20 protein-coding genes are annotated in these 19228 nt (G+C 69.3%); all 20 read left to right on the plus strand.

The features are described 5' to 3' along the window. The first annotated feature begins 1 nt into the window (after nt 1). The 20 genes from ruvX (at nt 2) to ACFOYW_RS14590 (ending at nt 19218) form a co-directional block, all read left to right on the plus strand. The gene (gene ruvX, locus ACFOYW_RS14495) at nt 2-493 is read left to right on the plus strand and encodes a Holliday junction resolvase RuvX (RefSeq protein ID WP_390230328.1); all 492 of its coding nucleotides are present in this window, start codon (nt 2-4) and stop codon (nt 491-493) included. Further along, entirely contained in the window at nt 490-1857 is a 1368-nt protein-coding gene (gene mltG / locus ACFOYW_RS14500; RefSeq protein ID WP_390230331.1) for an endolytic transglycosylase MltG, read from the plus strand. Before ruvX ends, mltG begins: the two co-directional genes overlap by 4 nt. Beyond that, on the plus strand, nt 1854-2738 hold the full coding sequence (locus ACFOYW_RS14505) for a shikimate dehydrogenase (RefSeq protein ID WP_390230333.1): 885 nt from the start codon (nt 1854-1856) through the stop codon (nt 2736-2738). Before mltG ends, ACFOYW_RS14505 begins: the two co-directional genes overlap by 4 nt. A gap of 68 nt (nt 2739-2806) precedes the next feature. Continuing rightward, nucleotides 2807-4036, plus strand: coding sequence for a chorismate synthase (gene aroC / locus ACFOYW_RS14510; RefSeq protein WP_390230336.1), 1230 nt, complete (start codon nt 2807-2809; stop codon nt 4034-4036). Between the two features lie 2 nt (nt 4037-4038). Further along, nucleotides 4039-4542 (plus strand): shikimate kinase, encoded by a 504-nt coding sequence (locus ACFOYW_RS14515; RefSeq protein ID WP_390230339.1) that lies wholly within the window; start codon nt 4039-4041, stop codon nt 4540-4542. Further along, the gene (gene aroB / locus ACFOYW_RS14520; protein ID WP_390230342.1) at nt 4542-5624 is read left to right on the plus strand and encodes a 3-dehydroquinate synthase; all 1083 of its coding nucleotides are present in this window, start codon (nt 4542-4544) and stop codon (nt 5622-5624) included. Before ACFOYW_RS14515 ends, aroB begins: the two co-directional genes overlap by 1 nt. A gap of 28 nt (nt 5625-5652) precedes the next feature. Next, nucleotides 5653-6339, plus strand: coding sequence for a hypothetical protein (locus tag ACFOYW_RS14525; protein WP_390230345.1), 687 nt, complete (start codon nt 5653-5655; stop codon nt 6337-6339). A 17-nt stretch (nt 6340-6356) separates the two neighbouring features. Further along, nucleotides 6357-6791 carry a type II 3-dehydroquinate dehydratase gene (aroQ, locus tag ACFOYW_RS14530; protein WP_390230348.1) on the plus strand — a complete coding sequence of 145 codons (435 nt, stop codon included), beginning with the start codon at nt 6357-6359 and terminating at the stop codon, nt 6789-6791. Nucleotides 6792-6890: 99 nt separating this feature from the next. Next, nucleotides 6891-7454, plus strand: coding sequence for an elongation factor P (gene efp / locus ACFOYW_RS14535; RefSeq protein ID WP_390230350.1), 564 nt, complete (start codon nt 6891-6893; stop codon nt 7452-7454). Beyond that, nucleotides 7454-7906 (plus strand): transcription antitermination factor NusB, encoded by a 453-nt coding sequence (nusB, locus tag ACFOYW_RS14540; protein WP_390230353.1) that lies wholly within the window; start codon nt 7454-7456, stop codon nt 7904-7906. The genes efp and nusB overlap by 1 nt, the downstream gene beginning before the upstream one ends. A gap of 75 nt (nt 7907-7981) precedes the next feature. After that, nucleotides 7982-8521 carry a bifunctional pyr operon transcriptional regulator/uracil phosphoribosyltransferase PyrR gene (pyrR, locus tag ACFOYW_RS14545; protein WP_390230356.1) on the plus strand — a complete coding sequence of 180 codons (540 nt, stop codon included), beginning with the start codon at nt 7982-7984 and terminating at the stop codon, nt 8519-8521. Next, nucleotides 8521-9468: an aspartate carbamoyltransferase catalytic subunit gene (locus ACFOYW_RS14550; protein WP_390230358.1), complete on the plus strand. Its 948-nt coding sequence runs from the start codon at nt 8521-8523 to the stop codon at nt 9466-9468. Before pyrR ends, ACFOYW_RS14550 begins: the two co-directional genes overlap by 1 nt. Nucleotides 9469-9470: 2 nt before the next feature. Further along, entirely contained in the window at nt 9471-10778 is a 1308-nt protein-coding gene (locus tag ACFOYW_RS14555; RefSeq protein ID WP_390230360.1) for a dihydroorotase, read from the plus strand. Beyond that, nucleotides 10771-11277 (plus strand): PH-like domain-containing protein, encoded by a 507-nt coding sequence (locus tag ACFOYW_RS14560; protein ID WP_390230363.1) that lies wholly within the window; start codon nt 10771-10773, stop codon nt 11275-11277. The genes ACFOYW_RS14555 and ACFOYW_RS14560 overlap by 8 nt, the downstream gene beginning before the upstream one ends. Continuing rightward, nucleotides 11240-12433, plus strand: coding sequence for a glutamine-hydrolyzing carbamoyl-phosphate synthase small subunit (gene carA, locus ACFOYW_RS14565; protein WP_390230366.1), 1194 nt, complete (start codon nt 11240-11242; stop codon nt 12431-12433). Before ACFOYW_RS14560 ends, carA begins: the two co-directional genes overlap by 38 nt. 3 nt (nt 12434-12436) lie before the next feature. After that, nucleotides 12437-15772: a carbamoyl-phosphate synthase large subunit gene (carB, locus tag ACFOYW_RS14570; protein ID WP_390230369.1), complete on the plus strand. Its 3336-nt coding sequence runs from the start codon at nt 12437-12439 to the stop codon at nt 15770-15772. Next, complete coding sequence (gene pyrF, locus ACFOYW_RS14575) at nt 15769-16656, plus strand: orotidine-5'-phosphate decarboxylase (RefSeq protein ID WP_390230371.1); 888 nt, start codon at nt 15769-15771, stop codon at nt 16654-16656. The genes carB and pyrF overlap by 4 nt, the downstream gene beginning before the upstream one ends. Continuing rightward, a complete protein-coding gene (gene gmk / locus ACFOYW_RS14580; protein ID WP_390230374.1) occupies nt 16649-17593 on the plus strand; it encodes a guanylate kinase in 945 nt (314 codons plus the stop codon). The genes pyrF and gmk overlap by 8 nt, the downstream gene beginning before the upstream one ends. A 37-nt stretch (nt 17594-17630) precedes the next feature. Further along, nucleotides 17631-17894 (plus strand): DNA-directed RNA polymerase subunit omega, encoded by a 264-nt coding sequence (gene rpoZ / locus ACFOYW_RS14585; protein WP_390230377.1) that lies wholly within the window; start codon nt 17631-17633, stop codon nt 17892-17894. Between the two features lie 52 nt (nt 17895-17946). Next, complete coding sequence (locus ACFOYW_RS14590) at nt 17947-19218, plus strand: bifunctional phosphopantothenoylcysteine decarboxylase/phosphopantothenate synthase (protein WP_390231403.1); 1272 nt, start codon at nt 17947-17949, stop codon at nt 19216-19218. The last annotated feature ends 10 nt before the right edge of the window (nt 19219-19228 follow it).

Here is a 19228-nt window from a genome sequence, read left to right on the forward strand (position 1 = left end):
CGTGCGTCCCGGCACCCGTCTCGGCATCGACGTCGGCACAGTCCGGATCGGCGTAAGCCGATCAGATGCGTCCGGATTCCTCGCCTCGCCGCTCGAGACGGTGAGGCGCAGCGACGACGGTTCGGATGTGGCGCGAATCGTGGCCCTCGCAGTGGAGCATGAGGCGATCGAGCTCATCGCCGGGCTGCCGCTCGCTCTGTCCGGCCGCCGTACGGCGAGCACGGAAGACGCTGTCGAGTTCGCCGAGCGCCTGGCCGCCGCGGTCTCCGTTCCGGTGCGCCTCGTCGACGAGCGGCTGTCGACCGTCACGGCGACGAGCGCCCTGCGGGCGTCGGGCAAGAATTCGAAGAAGTCGCGTTCCGTGGTAGACCAGTCTGCGGCTGCGGTGATCCTGCAGCACGCGCTCGATGCCGAGCGGTCAAGCGGCCGCCCGGCCGGTGTCCCGATTACGCCGCCGAGCGCTCCGTCACCCGAAGGAGCACTCCCCACGTGAGTTCCGACTCGCTTCCCGACGCCGAGCCGCGGCAGCCGGTGCAGCCGCCACCCATGACGCGTCGCGAAGCCCGCGAGCGCGAAGCCCGCGAGCGCGAGGCGCGCCAGGCCCCGGAAACACGGCCGGCGCGCGAGCCCGCGATCGTGCACCGCGCCGAGGCCCCCGAGCCGGAGATCGCGCAGCCGGTCGAGGCGAGCGAGCCCGAGTTCCGCCACTGGCTGAGCCCGGCACCGGACGGCGGCGGCGAGCAGCCGCCGCGGGGCCCGACACCGCCGCGCCGGCGTAGAGGCGGTCGGCGCGCGCTCACCTGGATCCTGGCGACGGTCGTCATCCTGGCGATGATCGGCGGCGGCGGACTGTTTGCGTGGAACACCTTCCAGCCGCAGGTGAAGGCGATCGCCGCGAAGCTCCACCCCGCACCCACGGACTGGACCGGCAACGGTTCCGGAAGTGTCGACGTCACCATCAAGCAGGGCGATACCGGCGACACCATCGCCGCCACGCTCGCTAAGGCGGGCGTCACCCGGACGCCGCAGGCCTTCTACCAACTGCTGCTGCAGACCCGGCCCGACCCGGTCTTCCAGCCCGGCGTGTACCGCCTGCGCGGCCATATGAGCGCTGCGAGCGCGCTGGCGCTGCTCCAGGATCCGTCTTCCCGCGTCGCGCATACCCTGCTGATCCGCGAGGGCGACACCGAGACCACGATTCTCAAGAACGCCGCGACGGCCACCGACATCCCGCTCGCCCAGCTGCAGGCGGCGGCCAAGAATCCGTCTGCGTTCGGGCTGCCCGCGCACGCGAAGACTCTCGAGGGATTCCTGTACCCCGCGACCTACACCCTCGATCCGGGAATCTCGGCGCAGCAGTTGCTGACCACCCTCGTCAGCCGCGCGAAGCAGCAGTTCACCGACCTCGGCATCTCGGACACGCAACTCTGGAACACCCTGATCCTCGCGTCGATCGTGCAGAAGGAAGCCGGGCCGGACCCGAGTGATCTGCCGCTCATCGCGGGCGTCTTCGACAATCGGCTGAGGGCCGGAATGCCGCTGCAGTCCGACGCGACGGTCGTGTACGGAACCGGCAAGACGGGGTCGGTGTGGACCAGCGACGCCGATCGCGCCAACGCGAAGAACCTCTACAACACCTATGTGCACAAGGGCCTCACGCCCGGCCCGATCAGCAACCCCGGGTCTGCTGCTCTGTCCGCCGCGCTGCACCCCCAGGGCACGTATCTCTATTTCACGGTCGTCAACCTCAAGACCGGCCAGACGGCCTTCGCCATGACCGGGGCCGAGCAGAACGCGAACGTCGCGAAGCTGCAGGCCTGGTGTCGCGAATCCGGGAATGCGAGCTACTGCAAGTGAGCCGGCTCGACACCGCGACCAGGCTGGCCGTTCTCGGCTCGCCGATCTCGCACTCGAAGTCGCCCGAACTGCACCTCGCCGCGTATGAGGTCCTCGGACTGCCGTGGGCGTACGAGCGCGTCGAGATCGACGACCAGGCGCTCGCCCCGTTCATCGAGTCGAGGGACGCGTCGTGGCGCGGGCTTTCGCTGACCATGCCGCTGAAACAGACGATCCAGCCGCTGCTCGACCAGGTCGACCGCATCGGATCTCTCACGGGCGCCGTCAACACGGTGCTGTTCGAGTGGGGCGGCGACGCCGTTCACCGCTCCGGTTTCAACACCGACGTGCCCGGCATCGTGCGTGCGCTGAACGCGGTCGGAGTCGAGACCGTTCGCCACGTTCACGTGCTCGGCGGGGGAGCGACGGCGGCCTCCGCAATCGTCGCAGCGGGGGAGCTCGGAGCAGAGAGCGTGCAGGTGAGCGTGCGCACGCCGCAGCGCGCCGAGTCGCTGCGCCCGCTCGCAGCGGCGGTCGGGCTGACGTTCTCGATCGGCGCCTTCGATGAGCCCCACGCCGACGAGCCGACGGACCTCGTCGTGAGCACCCTGCCGGGCGGAGCCGAGGTCCCGATCACATTCGACGCTGCGCTGCGCGCACATGCTCCACTGCTCGACGTCGCGTACGAACCGTGGCCGACGCAGCTGGGCGCCGCATGGGCGGATGCCGGCGGCACGGTCCTCGGCGGACTCGCGATGCTCGTGCATCAGGCCCTGCTGCAGGTACGGATCTTCGCCGGGGGCGATCCGTTCGCACCGCTCGCCGACGAGGCATCCGTGCTGGCGGCCATGCTCGCGGCCGTGGGCCTCGGCGCAGACGGCCGCCCGCGCGACGGCCACTAGGCACTCCCTGCATGCCCTGCTGCCCACCGGCGACGGGCTGGAGCCGCGGCGGCAAATAGACTGGCCCCATGCTTCGTTGGCTCACCGCAGGGGAATCGCACGGACCTGAACTGATCGCCATGCTCGAGGGCCTGCCGGCCGGAGTTCCCGTGAAGCTCGACGACATCCAGGGCGATCTGGCACGCCGGAAGCTCGGCTATGGCCGCGGCGCTCGGATGAAGTTCGAGCAGGACGAGCTCACGCTGTCGGGCGGTGTGCGCCATGGGTTCAGCATGGGCAGCCCCATCGCGCTGCGCATCGGCAACACCGAGTGGCCTAAGTGGGTCGACGTCATGAGCGCCGAGCCGGTCGACCCCAGTGTCCTCGACAGCGGCCGCGGCGCGCCGCTCACCAGGCCGCGCCCGGGCCACGCCGACCTGGTCGGAATGCAGAAATACGGTTTCGACGAGGCGCGTCCCGTGCTCGAGCGGGCGAGTGCACGCGAGACCGCGGCCCGCGTGGCGCTCGGCGCCATCGCGAAGTCGTTCCTGCGCGAGCTCGGCATCGAGACGGTTGCGCACACGCTCTCCATCGGCCCCGTCCGCGTTCCCGACGGCACGCGCCTTCCGCTGCCGGCCGACGTGGCGATACTCGACGCCGACCCGCTGCGCTGCTTCGATGCGGCCACGAGCGCGCTGATGGTGGCCGAGGTCGATGCCGCCCACAAGGAAGGCGACACGCTCGGTGGGGTCGTCGAGGTCCTCGCCTACGGCGTGCCCGCTGGTCTTGGCTCGCACGTTCAGTGGGACCGCAAGCTCGACGGCCGTCTCGCGCAGGCCCTGATGAGCATTCAGGCGATCAAGGGCGTCGAGATCGGCGACGGCTTCGAGACGACTCGACGTCGTGGCTCGCAGGCCCACGACGAGCTCGTGCCGCATGACGGGCTGATCGAGCGCACCAGCGACCGCGCGGGCGGCACCGAAGGCGGCATGTCGACCGGCACCGTGCTGCGCGTCCGCGCCGGCATGAAGCCCATCGCGACCATCCCGCACGCGCTCCGCTCGATCGATGTCACGACCGGCGAGGAGGCGCCCGCGCACCACCAGCGCTCCGACGTGTCCGCCGTTCCGGCCGCCGGCGTCGTCGCGGAGGCGATGGTGGCGCTCGTGCTCGCCGACGCCGTGCTCGAGAAGTTCGGCGGCGACTCCCTTGCCGAGACCAAGCGGAACCTCGATGCGTACCTCGCCGCCATTCCCGCGACGCTGCGTACCGCTGTCGCGCGCCCGGTCGGCACCCGCGCGGGCGCTGCGCAGGCGTAGCCGTGGCGATCGTTCTCATCGGCCCCCCTGCCGCGGGCAAGTCCAAGGTGGGCAAGAAGCTGGCGAAGCTGCTCGAGATGGACTTCGTCGACACCGACGCCATCGTGGTGCGCGACCATGGCGCGATCACCGAGATCTTCGCCGAGCACGGCGAGCCGTATTTCCGGCGGCTCGAGCGCGCGGCGGTCGTGGAGGCGCTCGCGCAGGACGCGATCGTCTCGTTCGGAGGCGGCGCCGTGCTCGACGCCGATACGCAGCACGATCTCGAACGCCACGTGGTGGTGCTGCTCGACGTCGACGCGGAATCCGTCGAGGGGCGCATCAAGATCGACGGCAAGCGCCCGCTCGCGCCCGACATCGAGTCGTGGAAGGCCCTCGTCGCCGCGCGGCGCCCGTTGTACGAGCGCCTCGCTGATCGCCGTATCGAGACCGCGAACCGCCCGCGGACTCAGATTGCGCAGGAATTGGCGGATTGGATTCACTCAGCGGGGGAGTTCTCGGAGTAATGAGCAGCAACGACATCACCGAGATCGAGGTGCTCGGGCTCGACCCGTACACGGTGCGGGTCGGCTACGGCCTGAGGAACGACCTCGCCGATCAGCTCGGCGCCGACGTCGCGAAGGTGCTCATCGTGCACCCGCCGACGCTCGCTGCCGCCGCGGGGGAGCTGCGGGCGACTCTGCAGGACCACTATCAGGTGCTGCTCGCCGAGGTGCCGGACGGCGAGCCGGCCAAGCGGATCGAAGTCGCAACCTTCTGCTGGCAGATCCTCGGTCAGGCCGACTTCACCCGATCCGACGCGGTGATCGGCTTCGGGGGCGGCGCGGTCACGGATCTCGCCGGCTTCGTCGCGGCGACCTGGCTGCGCGGTGTCAAGCTCATCCAGGTGCCGACGACGGTGCTCGGAATGGTCGATGCCTCCGTCGGGGGCAAGACCGGTGTCAACACGGCAGAGGGCAAGAACCTGGTCGGCGCGTTCTATGCGCCGTCCGCCGTCGTGGCCGACCTCGACACCATCTCGAGCCTGCCGCGCAACGACGTGCTCGCGGGCTTCGCCGAGATCGTGAAGTGCGGCTTCATCGCCGAGCCCGAGATCCTCGACATCGTCGAGGCCGACGTGGATCGGGCGACGGATGCTTCCAGCGCGGAGTTCCGCCGCGTCGTCGAGCTCTCGATCGCGCTCAAGGCCCGCGTGGTCGGCCAGGACTTCAAGGAATCCGGCCTGCGCGAGATCCTCAACTACGGTCACACGCTCGGGCACGCGATCGAGCACGCCGAGCGCTACCAGTGGCGGCACGGCGCCGCGGTCTCCGTCGGCATGGTGTTCGCCGCAGAGCTGTCGCGGCTCGCCGGCCGGCTGCCGGACGCGGTCGTCGAGCGGCATCGCAACATCCTCGAGTCCCTCACGCTCCCGACCACCTACCCGGTCGGCCGCTGGCAGACGCTGCTCGCGACCATGCGCCGCGACAAGAAGGCGCGCGGCGCGTTGATGCGTTTCATCGTGCTCGACGACCTCGCGCGCCCGACTGTGCTGCGGGGGCCTGACGAGTCACTGCTCTTCGCCGCCTATCAGGAGATCGGCGCCTGATCACGGCGGTCGGCAGTACGGTCGACGCATGGCCACGCGCTCGTCCACCCGTACCCGGACGATCGCCGTGTGGGGCGGCATCGCGGCAGCGGTCGCGCTCGTCATCGCCCTGGTGGGCACGGGGCGGCTGAACGCCGATCTGCTGCCGCAACCGTCCCCGGCGCCGACTGCACCGGCGGTGACCGCCGTGCAGTGCTATGACGCGGACGGCAACCAGTCGTTCGGCTGGTCGGCCGGCGCGAGTGCGGGCGGCGGGGAGACGGCAACGCGCGTGGATCCGATTGCGATCTGCGACGCGCTGTACCAGGACCATACGGCCGTCGCCCAGATGGACACGATCGCAACCGCTCAGCAGGCGCTGGGGCGTGACTGCGTGACGTTCGGCACGACCGACGGCGGCACCTGGTTCCTCACCGGCCTCGAGACCTCCGCCGACGGCAGCTACACCGCGAGCGGCGGCCCGGCGCCCGGGAGGCTTCCCGCGTTCGGTGCACCGTCGGCGCCGGCGCCCCTCGCCGCGCTCGCGCCCCGGCCGACGTCGACGCAAGGCTGTGTGCCGCTGCCCACGGTCACCTGGAACCGTGCCGTTCCGCCGATGGCCGCGTGCACGACCGCTCCTGAGAGCGGTTCCGTCGCCGTCTATGAGCGCCCCGCGGACGAGACCGCCGACACCGTCTGCACGTCGCAAGTGCCACGGCTCTCCGCCTGGCGGTAGCAAGTAGGGTTGCGAACGTGACGCACATCCTCGTCCTCAACGGCCCGAACCTCGGCACGCTCGGTACTCGCGAGCCGGAGATCTACGGCCGCGAGACGCTCGATGATCTGCGCAGCCTGCTCGAGGCCGATGCCGCACCGCTCGGCGCGACGATCGAGGTGCGCCAGACCGACCACGAGGGCGAACTGCTCGGCTGGCTGCACGCTGCCGCCCAGCAGAAGTCGCCGGTGGTGCTGAACGCCGGAGCCTGGACCCACTACTCGATCGCCGTCCACGACGCCGTGCAGTACGTGACCTCGTCGGGCGTGCCGCTGATCGAAGTACACATCTCCAACCCGCACGCCCGCGAGGAGTTTCGGCATACGAGCGTCATCTCGGCCGTCGCGACCGGCGTCATCGCAGGCTTCGGCTTCGACTCGTACCGCCTCGCCGTCGCCCAACTGGCCCGCTGATAGAATCGACGAAGGCCACTTTTCGCCGCCTCGCGGCCCGGCCCCGCAGCTTCCCATTCGCACAGCGCTTACTGATCGACACATTGAACGGATCCACCCATGGCATCTACCGCTGACATCAAGAACGGCGTCGTCCTCAACATCGACGGCCAGCTCTGGAGCATCGTCGAGTTCCAGCACGTCAAGCCGGGCAAGGGCGGCGCGTTCGTCCGCACGAAGATGAAGAACGTCGTCACGGGCAAGGTCGTCGACAAGACCTACAACTCGGGCACCAAGATCGACATCGAGACCGTCGACCGCCGCGACTACCAGTACCTGTACAACGACGGCGACTCCTTCGTGTTCATGGACCAGACCGACTACGACCAGATCAACGTTCCGGCCGCCACCGTCGGCGACGCCGCGAACTACATGCTCGAGAACCAGATCGCGACGATCGCGATGAACAACGGCAACCCGCTCTACGTCGAACTGCCCGCGTCGGTCATTCTCGAGGTGACGTACACCGAGCCCGGCCTGCAGGGCGATCGGTCGAGCGCCGGCACCAAGCCCGCGACGCTCGAGACCGGCTACGAGATCCAGGTGCCGCTGTTCCTCGAGACCGGCACCAAGGTCAAGGTCGACACGCGCACGGGCGACTACCTCGGTCGCGTGAACGACTAGTGAGCGCTCGCACGAAGGCCCGGAAGCGGGCCCTCGACATCCTGTACGTCGCCGATCTGCGCGAGATCCCGATCCCGCAAGCGCTCGCGACCGAGGCGGAACGCGCCGCGAACGAGCCGGCACGCGAGGCGTCCTGGCTGTACGCCCGCGAGATCGTCGACGGCGTGATCGACAACCGGGCCGAGATCGACGAGCTGATCGAGACGTACGCCCAGGGGTGGACCCTCGCGCGCATGCCGATCGTCGACCGTGCGATCCTGCGCATCGGCGTGTGGGAGCTGCTGTACAACCCGCAGGTCCCGACCGGCGTCGCGATCTCCGAGGCGGTGGAGGCGGCGACCTCCCTCTCGACCGACGACTCCGCGGGCTTCGTCAACGGGCTGCTGGCCAAGATCGCGCAGACCACGGCACGCGACGAGGCGGATGCCTCGGCCGAGCGTGCCGGGGAGTGACGGCGGCCCCTGTTAGGGTTAGTGCGGTAGGCACTCTTTAAGACCGTCCCGTGAGGCGGAGAAGGGAGTCGGCGCATGAGCACGAGAATCGTGCTGACTGAGGCTGACATCGCCCGGGCGTTGACTCGGATCTCGCACGAGATCCTTGAGTCGAACCGGGGAACCGAGGGTCTGGTGATCCTCGGCATTCCGACCCGCGGTGTGACGCTCGCGCAGCGCATCGCAGCGAACATCGCGCGCATCGAGCCGGGCGGCAGCATCTTCGCGGGCAGCCTCGACGTCACGATGTACCGCGACGACCTGGCCCACACGCGGACCCGCACACCGGGCCGCACGTCACTGCCCGCATCGATCGATCGCGCCACGGTGGTCCTCGTCGATGACGTGCTGTTCTCGGGTCGTACGATCCGCGCGGCGCTCGATGCGCTGAACGACGTCGGGCGCCCGGCGGTCGTCCGACTCGCCGCCCTCGTCGACCGCGGGCACCGTGCGCTGCCGATCCGGGCCGACTTCGTCGGGAAGAACCTGCCGTCGGCGCTCGACGAGCGCATCAACGTCCACCTCAACGAGGTCGACGGCGACGAGTTCGTGGCGATCGAGGGGGGCACGCACTGATGCGCCATCTGCTGTCCACCAAAGACCTGGCTCGCGACGACGCGATCCGGCTCCTCGACATCGCCGAGGACATGGCGGAGGTGCAGAACCGCGAGGTGAAGAAGCTGCCGACGCTGCGCGGCAAGACGGTCGTGAACCTGTTCTTCGAGGACTCCACCCGCACCCGGATCTCATTCGAGGCGGCCGCGAAGCGCCTCTCGGCCGACGTCATCAACTTCAGCGCGAAGGGGTCGAGCGTCTCCAAGGGCGAGAGCCTCAAGGACACCGCGCAGACGCTGCAGGCGATGGGCGCCGACGGCGTCGTGATCCGCCACCAGTCGTCGGGCGCACCGTTCACCCTCGCGACAAGCGGCTGGATCGAGGCCGGCGTGCTCAACGCCGGCGACGGCACGCACGAGCATCCGACCCAGGCCCTGCTCGACGCGTTCACGATGCGCCGCCGCCTGCACGGCGCGGCGAGCCGCGGCAAAGCGCTCGACGGCGTCGCGGTGACGATCGTCGGTGACGTGCTGCACTCGCGCGTTGCCCGCTCGAACGTGTGGCTGCTTTCGACCCTCGGGGCCGAGGTGACGCTCGTCGCGCCGCCGACGCTCGTGCCGGTCGACACGAGTACCTGGCCCGTCGCGATCGGCTACGACCTCGACGCGGCGATCGACGAGGGCGTGCCCGACGTGCTGATGATGCTGCGCATCCAGGCCGAGCGCATGAACGCCGCGTTCTTCCCGAACGAGCGCGAGTACTCGCGCACCTGGGGGCTCGACGACGAGCGGCTCGCGCGGCTCTCGATCGACACGATCATCATGCATCCGGGCCCGATGAACCGCGGTCTCGAGATCTCCGCCGCCGCGGCGGACGCGCCCCAGTCGACCGTGCGCGAGCAGGTCGCGAACGGGGTATCGGTACGCATGGCGGCGTTGTATCTGTTGTTGGCCGGCGAGGAGAACTAGCGATGGCTTCCTATCTGATCGCGGGCGCTGGCCTGCCGACCGGCGAGCGCGCCGACATCCTGATCGAAGGGGGCGAGGTCGTCGAGATCGGTACCGCCGTCTCGGCCGCCGGTGCCGAGGTCGTGGACGCCGACGGACTGATCGCGCTGCCCGGCCTCGTCGACCTGCATACGCACCTGCGTGAGCCGGGCTACGAGCAGTCCGAGACGGTGCTGACCGGCACGCGCGCGGCTGCGGCCGGCGGCTACACGGCCGTCTTCGCGATGGCGAACACCTCGCCGGTCGCAGACACGGCGGGCGTCGTCGAACAGGTGCTCTCGCTCGGCGAGGCGGCCGGCTACGCGAAGGTGCAGCCGATCGGCGCCGTGACGGTCGGACTCAAAGGGGAGCGGCTCGCGGAGCTCGGCGCGATGGCGTCGAGCCGCGCGCGGGTGCGTGTGTTCAGCGATGACGGATTCTGCGTCGCCGACCCCCTGCTGATGCGCCGCGCCCTCGAGTACGTCAAGGCGTTCGATGGCGTGATCGCCCAGCACGCGCAGGAGCCCCGGCTCACCCAGGGCGCACAGATGAACGAGGGCGTCCTGTCCGGCGAGCTCGGTCTCGCCGGCTGGCCGGCGGTCGCGGAGGAATCCGTCATCGCGCGTGACGTGCTCCTGGCCGAGCACGTCGGCGGTCGTCTGCATGTGTGCCACGTGTCGACCGCGGGATCGGTCGAGGTGATCCGCTGGGCGAAGTCGCGCGGCATCCGTCTCACCGCTGAGCTGACCCCGCACCACCTGCTGCTCACCGAGGACCTCGTGCGCGGCTACGACGCGCGCTACAAGGTGAACCCACCGCTGCGCACCCGCGAGGACGTCGAAGCGCTACGGGCGGCGCTGGTCGATGGCACCATCGACATCGTTGCGACCGATCATGCGCCGCATCCGGTCGAGGCGAAGGACACCGAGTGGGACGCCGCGGCGAACGGCATGGTCGGGCTCGAATCAGCGCTCTCGGTCGTGCACGCCGCGCTCGTTGCGGACGGCCGGCTCGACTGGGCCGACGTCGCGCGCGTGATGAGCGCGAAGCCGGCCGAGATCGGGTCGCTCGACGGCTACTCCGAGGGCATCGCGGTCGGCGCCGCGGCGAACATCACCCTCTACGACCCCGACGCGAGCCGCGCGTTCTCGACCGAGGACCTGCGCGGCAAGGGGGTCAACTCGCCCTATCTCGGGCTCGAGCTGCCGGGGCGTGTCGTGCACACCTTCCTCGCCGGGCGGCCGACCGTGGCAGACGGCGAGCTCGTGGAGCAGGAGGCCTCCCGTGCCTGAGTGGGCGTCGACGACCCTGATCGTCGTCGTCACGCTGCTGATCTTCGTCGGCATGTGGGCCGGCTGGCGCGCCCGAGTGCGGCGCGACGCTGCGCTCGTGCCGCCGCACGACACACCCGACGGTCTGGGCGAGCCGGTCGTCTCGGCACCCGCGCTGTACGTCGCGACCACACGCCATGGCCAGCCGCTCGAACGCCTCGCGATCCGCGGGCTGGGGTTCCGCGCCCAGGGCATGCTTGCCGTGTACGGCTCGGGCGTCGCCATCAGCCTCGACGGAAATGCGGATGTCTGGCTGCAGGCATCCGTCATCGTCTCCGCCGAGCCCGCACAGGTCGCGATCGACAAGGTGGTCGAGAAGGGCGGCCTGCTCACGCTGTCGTGGCGGGTCAACGACGAGGTCGTCGACAGCTACTTCCGTGTCTTCGAGCCCGAGAAGTCGGGTGCGCTCTACGACGCGATCGATGCCATCACTTCCACTTCCGCAGAAAGCGAGGTCTGACGTGCCTGTACCTTCCCCCGCCGTCCTGGTGCTCGAGGACGGCACCCGCTACGCGGGCCGCGCCTACGGCGCCCAGGGCCGCACGCTCGGCGAGCTCGTCTTCGCCACCGGCATGACCGGCTACCAGGAGACGCTGACCGACCCGTCGTACGCGGGCCAGATCGTCATTCAGACCGCGCCGCACATCGGCAACACAGGCATGAACGACGAGGACATGGAGTCGCGGATCATCTGGGTCGCCGGCTACGTCGTCCGGGACCCGAGCCGCATCGTCTCCAACCATCGCTCCATCCGCAGCCTCGACGACGAACTGGTCTCGACCGGCATCGTCGGCATCTCCGGCATCGACACGCGCGCGGTGACGCGACGCATCCGCGACCAGGGAGCGATGCGCGCCGGCATCTTCTCGGGCGACCAGGCTGCGCTGTCGGATTCGGAGCAGCTCAGCATCGTGCGCGAGTCCGTCGAGATGGCGGGGCAGAATCTCTCCGCTCAGGTGTCCGTGCTCGAAGACACGGTGACGCCCGCGGTGGGCGATCGACTCGGCAACCTTGCCGTGCTCGACCTCGGCGTCAAGCGGTCCACCGTCGACAACCTTGCGAAACGCGGCTTCGAGGTGCACGTGCTGCCGCAGGACTCGACGCTCGAGCAGATCACCGCTATCGACCCCGTCGCGGTGTTCTACTCGAACGGCCCGGGCGACCCGGCCGCCTCGGAGAGCCAGGTGCAGGTGCTGCGCGGCGTGCTCGACGAGGGACTGCCGTTCTTCGGCATCTGCTTCGGCAACCAGCTGCTCGGTCGGGCACTGGGTCTCGATACCTACAAACTGCCCTTCGGCCACCGCGGTATCAATCAGCCGGTCGTCGACAAGAGCACGGGCCGCGTCGAGATCACGGCGCACAACCACGGCTTCGCGGTGAGGGCGCCGACGACCGACGAACCCTTCGATTCGCCGAATGGCTACGGCCGCGTGCAGGTCAGTCACGTCGACCTGAACGACGACGTGGTCGAGGGCCTCAGCGCCCTCGACATTCCGGCGTTCTCTGTGCAGTACCACCCCGAGGCGGCCGCAGGGCCGCACGATGCCAACTACCTCTTCGATCGGTTCCGTGACCTCGTGACCGACCACCAGAACGAAACGAAGGACGCCGAGTAGACCATGCCCAAGCGCCCCGACATCAACAGTGTCCTCGTCATCGGCTCCGGGCCGATCGTGATCGGCCAGGCGGTCGAGTTCGACTACTCCGGCACTCAGGCGTGCCGTGTGCTGCGCGCAGAGGGGGTGCGCGTCATTCTCGTGAACTCCAACCCCGCGACGATCATGACCGACCCCGACTTCGCCGACGCGACCTACGTCGAGCCCATCACGCCCGAGGTGATCGAGACGATCATCGCCAAGGAGCGGCCCGATGCGATCCTGCCGACCTTGGGCGGCCAGACCGCGCTCAACGCGGCGATGCAGCTCAACGAGCGCGGCATCCTCGAGAAGTACGGCGTCGAGCTGATCGGCGCAAAGGTCGACGCGATCCGGAAGGGCGAGGACCGCCAGGTCTTCAAAGAGCTCGTGATCGAGTCGGGCGCCGACGTCGCGGCATCCGTCATCTGCCACACGACGGACGATCTGCTCGCCGGTGCCGAGAAGCTCGGCTACCCGCTCGTCGTGCGGCCGTCCTTCACCATGGGGGGCCTGGGCTCGGGCTTCGCCTACGACGAGGCCGACCTGCGCCGCATCGGTGGGGCCGGCCTCCACGACTCCCCGACCCACGAGGTTCTGCTCGAGGAGTCGATCCTCGGATGGAAGGAGTACGAGCTCGAGCTCATGCGCGACACGGCCGACAACACGGTCGTCGTCTGCTCGATCGAGAACGTCGACCCGGTCGGCGTGCACACCGGCGACTCGATCACCGTCGCGCCGGCGCTCACGCTCACCGACCGCGAGTACCAGAACCTGCGCAACATCGGCATCGAGATCATCCGCCGCGTCGGCGTCGACACCGGCGGCTGCAACATCCAGTTCGCCGTCGACCCGTCGAACGGACGCGTCATCGTGATCGAGATGAACCCGCGGGTCTCGCGGTCCTCCGCGCTCGCATCGAAGGCGACCGGATTCCCGATCGCCAAGATCGCCGCCAAGCTCGCCATCGGCTACCGCCTCGACGAGATCCCCAACGACATCACGAAGGTCACGCCGGCGAGCTTCGAGCCGACACTCGACTACGTCGTGGTCAAGGTTCCGCGCTTCGCCTTCGAGAAGTTCCCGGCCGCCGACCCGACGCTCACCACGACCATGAAATCGGTCGGCGAGGCGATGGCGATCGGCCGCAACTTCACGACGGCCCTGCAGAAGGCGCTGCGCAGCCTCGAGAAGCGCGGCTCGTCGTTCCACTGGGACGAGGAGAGCCGCTCGGCCGAGGAGCTGCTCGCGCTGGCCGCGACCCCGACAGACGGCCGGATCGTGCTGGTGCAGCAGGCCCTCCGCAACGGTGCGTCCGTCGAGGACGCCTTCGACGCGACCAAGATCGACCCGTGGTTCCTCGACCAGATCCAGCTGATCAACGAGGTCGCGGAGGACATCCGCGGCGCGGCCACGCTCGACACCGCGACGATGCGGTGGGCGAAGGAGCACGGATTCTCCGATGCCCAGATCGGGCAGCTCCGCGGTTTCCGCGAGGCCGACGTGCGTGAGGTGCGGCACATTCTCGGTGTGCGCCCCGTCTACAAGACGGTCGACACCTGTGCGGGCGAGTTCCCGGCGCTCACGCCGTACCACTACTCGAGCTACGACCTCGAGACCGAGGTCGTTCCGAGCGACAGGCGCAAGATCGTGATCCTCGGCTCGGGTCCGAACCGCATCGGCCAGGGCGTCGAGTTCGACTACTCGTGCGTGCACGCTTCGTTCGCACTGCACGACGCGGGCTTCGAGACGATCATGATCAACTGCAACCCCGAGACCGTGTCGACCGACTACGACACCTCTGACCGTCTGTACTTCGAGCCGCTGACGCTCGAGGACGTGCTCGAGGTCATCGAGGCCGAGTCCGCCTCCGGCGAGCTCGTCGGCGTCGTGGTGCAGCTCGGCGGGCAGACGGCCCTCGGACTCGCGACGGGCCTCAAGGCGGCGGGCGTGACGATCCTCGGCACGAGCCCCGAGGCGATCGATCTCGCGGAGGAGCGCGGACTGTTCGCCGGCATCCTCGCCGACGCGGGGCTGTTGGCGCCGCGCAACGGCACCGCCTATGACCTCGATGGTGCCCGCCAGGTCGCCGAAGAGATCGGATACCCGGTGCTCGTGCGCCCGAGCTATGTGCTCGGCGGCCGCGGCATGGAGATCGTGTACAGCGAGGAGCAGATCGAGGACTACTTCGAGCGGATCGCCGGCCAGGGCATCGTGGGCCCCGGGCACCCCCTGCTCGTCGACCGCTTCCTCGATGACGCCACCGAGATCGACGTCGACGCGCTGTTCGACGGCGATCGGCTCTACATCGGCGGCGTCATGGAGCACATCGAAGAGGCCGGCGTGCACTCGGGCGACTCGAGCTGCACCCTGCCGCCCGTGACCCTCGGGCGCGTCGACGTCGCGAAGGTGGTCGCAGCCACCCGGAAGATCGCCGAAGGGGTCGGCGTGCGAGGCCTGCTCAACGTGCAGTTCGCGATCAGCGCCGGCGTCCTCTACGTGCTCGAGGCGAACCCGCGCGCGAGCCGCACCGTTCCCTTCGTGAGCAAGGCGCTCGGCATCCAGCTCGCCAAGGCCGCGAGTCGCGTGATGGCGGGCGCGACCATCGCCGAGCTCGTCGCGGAAGGACTGCTGCCCGAGCGCGATGGGGCGATCGTGCCCCTCGACGCACCGGTCGCCGTGAAGGAGGCCGTGCTGCCGTTCAAGCGCTTCCGCACCGTGAAGGGCGATGTCGTCGACTCGCTCCTCGGGCCGGAGATGCGCTCGACCGGCGAGGTGATGGGCATCGACCGCGACTTCCCTCGCGCATTCGCGAAGAGCCAGGCGGCCGCATACGGCGGCATCCCGGTCTCCGGCACCGCGTTCATCTCGGTCGCCGACCGCGACAAGCGCGCGATCGTGCTGCCGGCGCTACGGCTCACCGAGCTCGGCTACCGGCTCGTTGCGACCGAGGGCACCGGTGAAGTGCTCGCGCGCAACGGCATCGCGAGCCAGACCGTGCGCAAGTACAGCGAGACTGTTGCCGCCCGAGGCTCCTCGGACGGCTCGCAGGACGGTGGCGAGTCGGTCGTGGACATGCTGAATCGCGGCGAGGTCGACATGGTGGTGAACACTCCGACGGGCGGCACGACACGCCACGACGGGTACGAGATCCGCGCGGCGGCCGTCGCGGCCGACAAGCCGCTGTTCACCACGATCAGCGAACTGTCCGCTGCGGTCGCCTCGATCGAGGCGGTCCGCGCCGGCTTCGAGGTGAAGAGCCTGCAGGAGTACCAGAGCGAGCGAGACGCCCGCATCTCGGGCGCGGGGAGCGCGGCGTGAGCGACGGCCTCGGCTTCGGCTTCGGGGGAGTGCTGCGTTCGGCGCTCGAGGCCTTCGGGCCGCTCTGCGTCGGCATCGACCCGCACGATTTCCTGCTGCAGGAGTGGGGTCTCGCCTCGTCCGCCGCGGGCGTGCGCGAGTTCGGCCTGCGTACGGTCGAGGCTGCGGCGGGGCGCGCGGGAATCGTCAAGCCGCAGGTCGCGTTCTTCGAGCGTTTCGGGTCCGCCGGCTACGCAGCTCTCGAAGAGGTGCTCGCGGCGGCGCGCGCCGCCGGCATCATCACGATCGCCGACGCCAAGCGGGGCGATATCGACACGAGCCTCGCGGGTTACGCAGAGGCGTGGCTGACGCCCGGGGCGCCCCTCGAGGCCGACGCGGTGACGGTCAATCCGTTCCAGGGCGTCGGCTCGCTCGCGGCCGCGATGGAGTACGCCGCCGACAACGGAAAAGGCATGTTCGTGCTGGCCGCGACGTCCAATCCCGAGGCCACGGAAATCCAGACTGCTCAGGTGAAACGTCCGGATTCCACCGTGAGCGTCTCTCGTGCAATCATCGATGATGTGAGCGCATTCAATGCGGGTCGCATCGACGCCGGCGCAGCGTACGCCGGGGCGGTGGGGTCCATCGGTGTGGTGCTCGGCGCTACGGTCGACTTCGCCGCACAGGGCGTCGACGTGACCGCGCCGAAGTCGCCTGCACTGCCCGTGCTCGCCCCGGGCTTCGGCCATCAGGGCGCACAGGCGACCCGTGTGCGCGAGCTGTTCGGCGCGCTGACCCCGTTCACCATCGTCGCCGAATCGCGCAGTCTGCTGCAGGCCGGCCCCGCAGGCCTCGCCGTCGCCATCGACGAGCGCGCCGCCGAGCTGCGAGCGGCCCTTGTCTGAAGTCGACGCCACCGACACCTCGACCCGGCCCAGCCCGCCGGAAGTCGATCGTGTCGCTGCGTCTCGCGCGGCAGTCGCCGCGCGCCGTGCACGGGCCGAGCTCAAGGCGCAGATCGCGTCGGGGGCACGCAGCGCGGAATCCGTTCTCGACGAGGGCACCCGTGACCCCGACGGACCTGCCGGCACCCTCCGGGTGACCGACTTCCTGCTGGCGATCCCTGCGATCGGCGTCACCAAGATGACCGCAACGCTTGATCGGTTGCAGATCTCGAACGTCAAGCGCGTCGGCGGGCTCGGCCGCCATCAGCGCGAGCGGTTGCGCGTGTTCCTGCGCGAACGCGCCCGCCTCTCGGCGAAAGGCCGCGGCGCCCGCCTCACCGTGCTCGCGGGGCCGACCGCGGTCGGCAAAGGCAGTGTCTCCGCATACATCCGCGACAATTTCCCCGAGATCATGTTCTCGATCTCGGCCACCACGCGGAAGCCACGGCCCGGCGAGGTCGACGGTGTTCACTACTACTTCGTCAGCGACGCGGAGTTCGATCGGATGCGTGCGAACGACGAGCTGCTCGAGTGGGCCGTCGTGCACAATCAGAGCCGCTACGGCACGCCCCGCGGCCCGGTCGAAGAGGCGCTGGCCGCTGGTCGCAGCGTGCTGCTCGAGATCGACCTGCAGGGCGCACGCCAGGTCCGCGCCGCGGACCCTGAGGCGTTCCTCATCTTCCTCGCCCCGCCCAGCTGGGAAGAGCTCGTGCGCCGTCTGATCGGTCGCGGCACCGAAAGCGCGGAGGAACAGCAACGCCGGCTCGAGACGGCGAAGGTCGAATTGGCCGCGGAAGGCGAGTTCGACAAGACCGTCGTGAACGCCACCGTCCCTGAGGCTGCGCGCGAAGTCGTAGAGTTGATGTCTGTGCCATTACGGGCGCAAGCGCAGCACTGAGCTGCGCCCCCACACTTTTCCGGTTAGGAGAACCGCCATGGCGACATCCCAGAAGGGCATCATCGACCCGCCGATCGATGAGCTGTTGAGCAAGGTCGAGTCGAAGTACGCGCTGGTCATCTTCGCGAGCAAGCGTGCTCGCCAGATCAACGACTACTACGCCGACCTGCACGAGGGCAGCCTCTTCGACAACGTGGGGCCGCTCGTCGACTCCTCGGTCGAAGACAAGCCGCTCTCGGTCGCACTTCACGAGATCAACGAGGACAAGTTGGTCATCAAGCCGATCGTCGAGCAGCAGTAGCTCCGCGAGCCGTCATCACCCCGTGAGCGTTGATGCCGCCGGTGCGCCCCAATTGACCATCGTCGTCGGGGTGACCGGCGGCATCGCCGCATACAAGAGCGTTTCGCTTGTGCGCGCGCTCGTGCTCGCCGGCCACGAGGTGCATGTCGTGCCGACTGAGGCCGCGCTGCGCTTCGTCGGGCGCCCCACGTGGGAGGCGATCAGCCGGCACCCCGTCACGACCGAGCTGTACGAGGGCGTCGACGAGGTGCGGCATGTCGCGCTCGGACAGCGCGCCGACCTCATCGTCATCGCCCCGGCGACCGCGAACACGATTGCCAAACTCGCTCACGGGCTGGTCGACGATCTTCTGACGAACACGGTGCTCGCCTCGACGGCGCCCGTCGTGATCGCCCCCGCGATGCATTCCCAGATGTGGCTGGCCGATGCGACGCAGAGCAACATCGCGGTGCTGCGCGAGCGCGGCGTCACCGTAGTGGGGCCCGAGAGCGGGCAGCTCACCGGCACAGACTCCGGCCCCGGGCGCATGACCGAGCCCGACGGCATCGCAGCCGTCGCGCTCGCCCTCGTCGCCGGCGATGAGAAGACCGCCGCGGCGACGACGTCCGCCGCCCGGTCCCGCCGGGCCCGCGTCGACGCCGAGCCCGACTCGGGTCGCCTCGACCTCGACGGCCTGCGCATCGTCGTGACAGCCGGCGGCACCCGCGAGCCGTTCGACCCGGTGCGCTTCATGGGCAACCGCTCGAGCGGAAAGCAGGGCATGGCGGTCGCGGCGGCAGCAGCGGTGCGCGGCGCGATCGTCACATTGATCGCAGCGAACATCGGCACGGATGCGGTGCCCGATGGCATCGCCGTCATCGACGTCTCGACGACGCTCGAGCTCGAGAAGGCCGTACAGACGGCTGCGGGGCAAGCCGACGTCGTGATCATGGCTGCCGCCGTCGCCGACTACCGTCCCGCTCAGGTGCGGCAGGGGAAGATCAAGAAAGAAGCGACCGGCGACCGGCTGACGGTCGAGTTCGTGGTGAACCCCGACATCCTCGCCGAGCTGTCCGCAGCGAAGCACGAGGGCCAGACCATCATCGGCTTCGCCGCCGAGACCGAGCCCGACCCCGCGACGCTGCTCGAACTCGGGCGCGCCAAGATCGCCCGGAAGGGCTGCGATTTCCTCGTCGTCAACAACGTCGGCTGGAAGACGGGCTTCGCAACAGATGACAACGACGTCGTCGTGCTGAACAGGGCCGGCGATATTGTGATGGAGGTCTCCGGCAGCAAGTTGTCGGTGGCCGATCGTATTCTCGACGCGACGCTCACCGGCGTCTAGTTCTTCCCCA

The organism is Gryllotalpicola reticulitermitis, from assembly GCF_042651345.1.
In the GTDB taxonomy this organism is placed as follows: Bacteria; Actinomycetota; Actinomycetes; order Actinomycetales; family Microbacteriaceae; genus Gryllotalpicola; species Gryllotalpicola reticulitermitis.